Origin of the sequence: Polyangium sp. 6x1 (genome assembly GCF_029946515.1) — a bacterium.
Lineage (GTDB): Bacteria > Myxococcota_A > Polyangia > Polyangiales > Polyangiaceae > Polyangium.
Genome location: NZ_JARZHH010000022.1, coordinates 160,143 through 166,486 on the forward strand (window position 1 = coordinate 160,143; position 6,344 = coordinate 166,486).

Below are 6,344 nucleotides of genomic sequence, written 5' to 3' on the forward strand. Positions count from 1 at the left end.
CCACGAACCATGCGTACGCTGGCCGTGGTAAACAGAAAAACCATGAAGCGTGCGGCCCTTCCGCTCGGTCTTGCCCTCCTCGCTCTCTATGCGCTCGTGCCCTTGGGCTGTGCTGGGACGCAGCAGCAGCCGCAGGGCCCTGACATCGGCGTCGTCGATGCGCAGGTCGTGGTCGTGGCGGAGAGTTGCCCCGATCAGAAGACGATGAATGCCAAGAGCGCGCATGCGACGATCCAGAAGGTCGTCGAGCCGTGCAACACGATCCCTGGCGGCGCTGCGCACTTCTCGACCACGCTCATGCCGGGTGGTCGCATCATGCTCGCGTCTCCCTCCGGCGATCCGGCCGATGGCGTCGTGCCCACGTGCGTGCTCTCGAACCAGCTCACGCATCGCGTGTTTCTGAAGAAGCCTTGCAAGTTCGACGTCAAGCTCGAAGAGCGCAAGGTCCAGGCGCAGGCGCCCGCCGAGCCCTGAGTCGTCTCACCGCGGGCAGTACCAGGACGGCAGCGGCCATGGGTTTGGCGTCTGCGTCATGAGTGCCCAGCCGAAGTAGACGAAGTCCACGAGCAGCACGAGCCCACCTGCGCGCGCGACCGCCATCACTGCGCTCGGCCGCGACAACCAGCGCGCTCGCTGCGCCAGCACGTACACGGCCGCGCCTGCGGCGATCGCGAACACGAGCCCCAGCGCTGTTCGCCCGTACCAGTCCATCCCGAGCCCTGCGGGCCGCGAGGCGAGGACGAACCTTCGTTCGAGTGGCAGGTACCAGGGCACGGGCGACTTGCGTGCTGCGCTCACGAGGAACGCGAGCCCGTAGGCGAGCCGCGCTGCGAGAAACGCGAGGAAGAGCCGCGCTGAGGGCGAAGGTGGCTTCGTCTCGCTCATCCGAGCCCCCGCACCGACGTGACGAGGATGCCGAGCGTCACGTTCAGCCACACGACGCCGCACACGAGGAAGCTCATCACCGCGTAGATCCGCACGAGCCAGCGCTCCTCCGCGGGCTTCAGCGTGAACGCGAGCGCGCCGAGCCCGAGCGCCACGACGAGCGTCAGCGACGCGTACACTTCTTTGACGTCGAACAATCCCGAGTAGAGCGGCGCGTATCGATCGAGGTAGATGCCTCGCACGTGGTAGCGGTACGTCGGGTAGAGCAGCGCGCCCACGGCGAAGGTGAAGACGTATGCGACGGCCACGACCTTCGCCCAGGTCTTCTCGGTCGCGACGCGGAGGAAACGACCGCGCAGGTAGTGGCGCATCGTGAGGGCGTGGTGCGTCGCGGCGCCGACGAGGACGATGCTGCCCGCGGCGTGCAGCACCATGAGCAGACGACGCGCGCCGTAGAGGAAGACGGCTTCGGCTTCGGGCGGCGCGCAAGGCTCGATCACGTGGAAGCCTCGGTTCGTCGCACGCGGGGGCACTCCGGGTCGGGGCGGAATTCGTTCGCCGCGTGGCGCGAGACGACCTGACAGCCGCCGCGACAGACGGGGAACAACGTGCAGGAGGCGCAGGGCTCCGGCGGGCTCGCGTGATACGCGCGGAAGCGATCGATCTCCTCGCTCGACGAGGGCGAGAAGCTGCACGGCGCGGCGCGCCCCGCGACGTCGATCCCGCCGAGGTGCCTGCCGGCCTCGCAGCCGAACACGCCGAGAGACGCGAGCATCTCCGCCGCGCGAGGCTCGACCGCGAGCGCCTCCGACAGGAGCGGCACGAGTGCACAATCGATCCGGACCGACAGGCGCCGCTGGTGCACGATCGCCGTGATCGCGGGCCAGAGCGCTTCTCGCTGCGCGGCCGAGAGCCGCGCCTCGAAGTAGCCGAGTCCCGCGGCGCGCCCCTGCGGCTTGTAGCGCAAGAGCTGAACCTCCCCTGCCCCGAGATCGGCGACACGTTCGGCGGTGGCATGCAGATGCTCGAACGATCGCCGCGTGAGCACGAGGTTCACGCCGACGGGAATCCCCGCGCGCGCGAGGATCTCGATCGCCCGCTCGGCCACACGCGCACCGTCGAACCCACGCACGGCTGCGTACGCGCCGCCCACGCCGTCGTGGCTCACGTTGATCTGCGCGAACGCGCGTAGCTCCTTCGCGCGCTCTTCTCGCAGCCCGAACCCGCTCGTCGTCATCACGGGCACGAGCCCGAGGGAACGCGCGAAGGCCGCGAGCTCGCCGAGGTCCTCGCGGAGCAGCGGCTCGCCGCCGCCGAAGGCCACGGTCGACGCGCCGAGCGCGCGTACAGACGCGAGCCGTTCGCGAAGCTCCTCCAGGGAAGGCTCCGCGCCGTCGGGCCGCGCGTCGAGGTAGCAGTCGGCGCAGGGCGCGTGGCAACGCGCGTTCACCGCGAGATGGACTTCGAGCGGGCGTGGCGGCGCGGGCGCGTCTGCGGGTTGTTGCCCCGAGGGAACTCCGAGCCGCGCGGCGAGCGCGTGATCGACGGCGACGAGGGTTCGATCATCGAGACGAACCCACGCGCCGAAGGGCTCGGGGCGGGACCAGGGGGGCATGTGGGGAGAGCGGTCTAGTGCGGACGGGCGTGGGCGTCACGGGAACGAGCGAGCGGGGGCGTGCGCTTGACGGGGAAAGCGGGGTGCTCGAACCTTCGCGGGAGATGTTTCTGCGAAGCCTGAAGCTCAACCGGCTGCTCTCGTTCGGTCCGGATGCGGAGGCGGTCGAGCTTCGGCCGCTGAACGTGCTGATCGGGCCGAATGGGTCGGGCAAGTCGAACTTCATCGAGGCGATCGGGCTTCTGAAGGCGACGCCGAAGGAACTGGGGCTCCCGACCCGCCTGAGTGGGGTGGCAAATTGGATCTGGAAAGGCGAGCCAGAGGGGCAGGCCGAGCTGGAGGCAGTTTTCACCTACCGACCCGACTTGAACCTCCGCCATCGGGTGACGTTCGCGGATATCCGCTCCCGGTTCGAACTCGTGGATGAACGCGTCGAGAACGAGCAGAAGCTGGAAGGTGAGCTGAAGCCGTACTTCTACTTCGGCTATGAAAATGGGCGCCCCATGCTCAACGTGAAGGAAGGGCGAAGGCAGCTCCGTCGCGAGGACATGGATCCGGGGAAGTCCATCTTGGCCCAACGCAAGGATCCGGACGCGTATCCTGAGCTCTGGTTTCTGAGTGACGCATACGAGGGAATTCGCCTTTACCGAGATTGGACATTTGGGCGGCACGCTCCACCGCGGCTGTCACAACCCGCCGATTTGCCGGCGGGGTACCTGCTGGAGGATGCTTCCAACCTGGGGCTGGTATTGAACTGGTACAGGAACGACGTGCCAACGAAGCGAGCCTTGCTCGAGAACCTGCGAAAGGTCTTCGATGGGGTGGTCGACTTCTCGGTGCAAATCCTCGCCGGCAGGGTTCAGATCGTGCTGGAAGAGGAGCGCTGGACGATCCCCGCCTCCCGCCTCTCCGACGGCACCTTGCGCTGGCTCTCCCTTCTCGCGATCCTCCTCGATCCCAAGCCTCCGCCGCTCGTCTGCATCGAGGAGCCCGAGCTCGGCCTTCATCCAGACCTCATTCACGTCCTCGCGCGTCTCTTGAAGGATGCCTCGGAGCGCATGCAAATCATCGTCACGACACACTCCGAGGCGCTCCTCGATGCCTTCACCGCTACACCCGAAGACGTCCTCGTCTGCGAGCGTCGTGACGGATGCACGACGATGACACGGCTCGAAGGTGAACGACTCGCGGCATGGCTTGAGGACTATTCCCTTGGGCAGCTCTGGGCGAAAGGTGAGATCGGAGGCTCGCGGTGGTGAAGAAGCCATCGGCATCGAAGCCCACCAGCATTCGCATCTACATCGAGGGTGGTGGCAGTTCCAGTAGCGGACAAAGGCAGCTCCGTAACGGCTTTCTGGAGCTCTTCGAAAGGGAGATCGCCCCTCGCTCGCTGACGGTCGTTGCATGTGGAGGGCGAAACGCCGCCTACAAGGATTTTCGTCTCGCCCTTACGCACCACCCCGAGGCGCTCTGCTTGCTGCTCGTCGACAGTGAGGAGTCGATCGCCATGGGTGTTTCCGCATGGGCACACGTGCAGCAACGCAAAGAAGACCAGTGGTCAAAGCCCCCGGCTGCCACCGACGACCACCTGCACTTCATGGTCCAGGCCATGGAGGCGTGGCTCCTCGCGGATCCCCAGGCGCTCGCTCGTTACTACGGCAAGGACTTCCAGCCGAGTGCTCTCCCTGCACGTCAGAACATCGAGAACATCCCCAAGCAGGATCTCAAGAGTATCCTCAAGCACGCCTCGCGAAACACGAAGAAGGCCGGCTATGACGAGACGCACGGCTTCGCGCTCATCGGCCTCATCGATCCCGCCAAGGTCCGCGCCGCTTCCCCTTGGGCCGCCCGCTTCTTCGACCATCTTCTCACCCTCTGCCCCGCCCGCTGACCCCGACGACCTCGCGCGTCCACGCCGCGACCTCGTCACCCCCGACTGGCGTCCTCCGCACCTCGACGTGGCGGCGTCGTGCGTCTCCAACCACGCTCCCGCGTCGCCCCCCTACGACCTCGTGTCTCTCGAGACTCGACAGCATCTCCCGGAACCGACGGCCCCACGTCGAACGCCTGCGGCCTCGTGTCTCCGGAGACTCGACACCGTCCCTCGAAAGGGTCGAGCCCACGTCGCCGCCCCGTGACCTCGTGTCTCCGGAGACTCGGCGCCGTCCCCTGAGACGTACGAGCCCCCCGTCAACCCGCGGCCTCGTGTCTTCCAAGACTCGGCGCCATCCCCCGGAAACGACGACCCCACATCGCCGCCCCGCGGCCTCGTGTCTCCGAAGACTCGGCACCGTCCCTCGGGAACGACGATCCCCCGTCGAACCCCTACGGCCTCGTGTCCCCGAAGCCTCGACCCCGCCCCCCGAACCGACGCCCCCGCCTCTACTTCCCCTGGCCCTCGATCCACGCCTTCAACTGGGCCCTCTCCTCATCCGTCATCGCCGTCGCGTTCCCGAGCGGCATATCCCGGGTCACGCTCGTCCGCTGCACCACCTTCTCCGCCTTTGCCATCACCTGCTCTGGTGTCTCCAGCAAAAACCCCGAGGGCGGCGCGACGAACGTCGGATGCGTCGGCTTCTGCGAATGACACGGCACGCAGCGCTTTTGCACGATCGCCATCGCCGTCGCCGTGTCCACCGGCCCGACCACCACCGGCGGCGCGGGACGGATGAAGCTCAGCCCGATCGCGCCCCCGAAAGCCGCCGCCACCGCCACGAGGAGCGACCGCTCTTTGCGGTCGTGCTTGAACTGGACGTTGAGGTAATGGCGGATCGAGACGCCGCCCGCCATGAGCAGCCACAGGATCAGCCACGCGCGATGGTGATTGTAGGCCAGCGCGAAATGGTTGCTGATCATCGCGAACGTGACCGGCAACGTGAAGTAGTTGTTGTGCTGCGATCGCCGCTTCGCCTGCTCGCCGTGCATCAGATCGAGCGGCTGCCCGGCATTGAGCTGTTTTCGCATGGCGATGTGGTGGGGCACGATCGACGTCCACACGTTGAGCCCCATGCACGTCCCGAGCATCGCGCCCACGTGAATGTACGCGGCGCGCCCGCTGAAGACGTGCTGATACCCGTACGCCGCGATCGCGACGAACACGGCCATCACCGCCAGGATCACCCGATTGTTTTCAATGAAGAAACAGAGCTCGTTGTAAAAGAACCAGCACGCGAGGATCGACGCGATGCTGATGCCCACGGCCGCCGTCGGCCCAATGTCGGCCACGCTCGGATCGACGAGGTACGTCCGCGCGCCATACCAGTAAATCCCCGCGAGCAAGAGCACCCCCGTGACCAACGTCGTCTTCGCCGGCCAGGCGTGCACGAGCAAGCGCTCGGGGTGGGCGTTCGGCCAGTATTGCTCGTGATAATAAAAGCTGCCGCCGTGGATCTCGTCGAGCGTGCCCCGGATGTTCTCCTTCAGCACCTTGCCCTTCGGCGGCCGTACGGACAGGTCGAACCAATTGAAATAAAAAGACGTACCCACCCACGCGATGCCCGCCATGAGGTGGAGCCAACGGAGCAGGATCGAGATCCAGTCATGGAATACCGCCATCATCGTCCCGCTCCGCGCATCGGGTCCCCCTATACCGCGGCATCCCCCGGACGTCGACGAGCGTGCTCGGTACGGCAGCTTTCTCCGGCCGATCCGTGGTTTTCGGGCTAAACTCCCGACGTGGCTCTCCGCTCGTTCCTTTCCCGGCGCGGCGCCGTCTGGGGGCTCGGTCTCACCGCCCTGGTCGCCCTCGGCTGCGCCGCCGTCACCACCGCCCCGCGCCTCGGCGCCGGCTCCGCCCCCGCGCCCGCGGCCGCCTCCGCCTCCGCCGCCCCCGCGTCCGCCGCCG

At 66.9% G+C, this 6,344-nt stretch carries 7 protein-coding genes; 3 read left to right on the forward strand and 4 right to left on the reverse strand.

Annotated features, from left to right (window positions below; all coding sequences use genetic code 11):
- The first annotated feature begins 42 nt into the window (after positions 1 to 42).
- Positions 43 to 474 carry a hypothetical protein gene (locus tag QHF85_RS21910; RefSeq protein WP_281329208.1) on the forward strand — a complete coding sequence of 144 codons (432 nt, stop codon included), beginning with the start codon at positions 43 to 45 and terminating at the stop codon, positions 472 to 474.
- Between the two features lie 6 nt (positions 475 to 480).
- Here the strand turns inward: QHF85_RS21910 and QHF85_RS21915 are convergent, their stop codons facing one another.
- From QHF85_RS21915 to QHF85_RS21925, 3 genes are read right to left on the reverse strand one after another with little or no spacing between them, the layout of a single operon-like run.
- Entirely contained in the window at positions 481 to 885 is a 405-nt protein-coding gene (locus QHF85_RS21915) for a hypothetical protein (RefSeq protein ID WP_281329209.1), read from the reverse strand.
- Complete coding sequence (locus QHF85_RS21920; protein ID WP_281329210.1) at positions 882 to 1,385, reverse strand: hypothetical protein; 504 nt, start codon at positions 1,383 to 1,385, stop codon at positions 882 to 884. Before QHF85_RS21920 ends, QHF85_RS21915 begins: the two co-directional genes overlap by 4 nt.
- Positions 1,382 to 2,500 (reverse strand): radical SAM protein, encoded by a 1,119-nt coding sequence (locus QHF85_RS21925; protein ID WP_281329211.1) that lies wholly within the window; start codon positions 2,498 to 2,500, stop codon positions 1,382 to 1,384. Before QHF85_RS21925 ends, QHF85_RS21920 begins: the two co-directional genes overlap by 4 nt.
- A 104-nt stretch (positions 2,501 to 2,604) precedes the next feature.
- Here QHF85_RS21925 and QHF85_RS21930 point away from each other — a divergent pair, with 104 nt between their 5' ends.
- Together QHF85_RS21930 and QHF85_RS21935 are read left to right on the forward strand one after the other, a co-directional pair.
- On the forward strand, positions 2,605 to 3,759 hold the full coding sequence (locus tag QHF85_RS21930; protein WP_348652751.1) for an AAA family ATPase: 1,155 nt from the start codon (positions 2,605 to 2,607) through the stop codon (positions 3,757 to 3,759).
- Positions 3,753 to 4,391, forward strand: a complete 639-nt coding sequence (locus tag QHF85_RS21935; RefSeq protein ID WP_281329213.1) for a DUF4276 family protein — start codon at positions 3,753 to 3,755, stop codon at positions 4,389 to 4,391. The genes QHF85_RS21930 and QHF85_RS21935 overlap by 7 nt, the downstream gene beginning before the upstream one ends.
- A 491-nt stretch (positions 4,392 to 4,882) precedes the next feature.
- Here the strand turns inward: QHF85_RS21935 and QHF85_RS21940 are convergent, their stop codons facing one another.
- Complete coding sequence (locus QHF85_RS21940) at positions 4,883 to 6,058, reverse strand: urate hydroxylase PuuD (RefSeq protein ID WP_281329214.1); 1,176 nt, start codon at positions 6,056 to 6,058, stop codon at positions 4,883 to 4,885.
- Positions 6,059 to 6,344: the final 286 nt, after the last annotated feature.

Bases quoted from the DNA above. Each gene is read 5' to 3' on its own strand.
- QHF85_RS21910 (WP_281329208.1), top strand. From the start codon at position 43: ATGAAGCGTGCGGCCCTTCCGCTCGGTCTTGCCCTCCTCGCTCTCTAT.
- QHF85_RS21915 (WP_281329209.1), bottom strand. From the start codon at position 885: ATGAGCGAGACGAAGCCACCTTCGCCCTCAGCGCGGCTCTTCCTCGCG.
- QHF85_RS21925 (WP_281329211.1), bottom strand. From the start codon at position 2,500: ATGCCCCCCTGGTCCCGCCCCGAGCCCTTCGGCGCGTGGGTTCGTCTC.
- QHF85_RS21930 (WP_348652751.1), top strand. From the start codon at position 2,605: ATGTTTCTGCGAAGCCTGAAGCTCAACCGGCTGCTCTCGTTCGGTCCG.
- QHF85_RS21940 (WP_281329214.1), bottom strand. From the start codon at position 6,058: ATGATGGCGGTATTCCATGACTGGATCTCGATCCTGCTCCGTTGGCTC.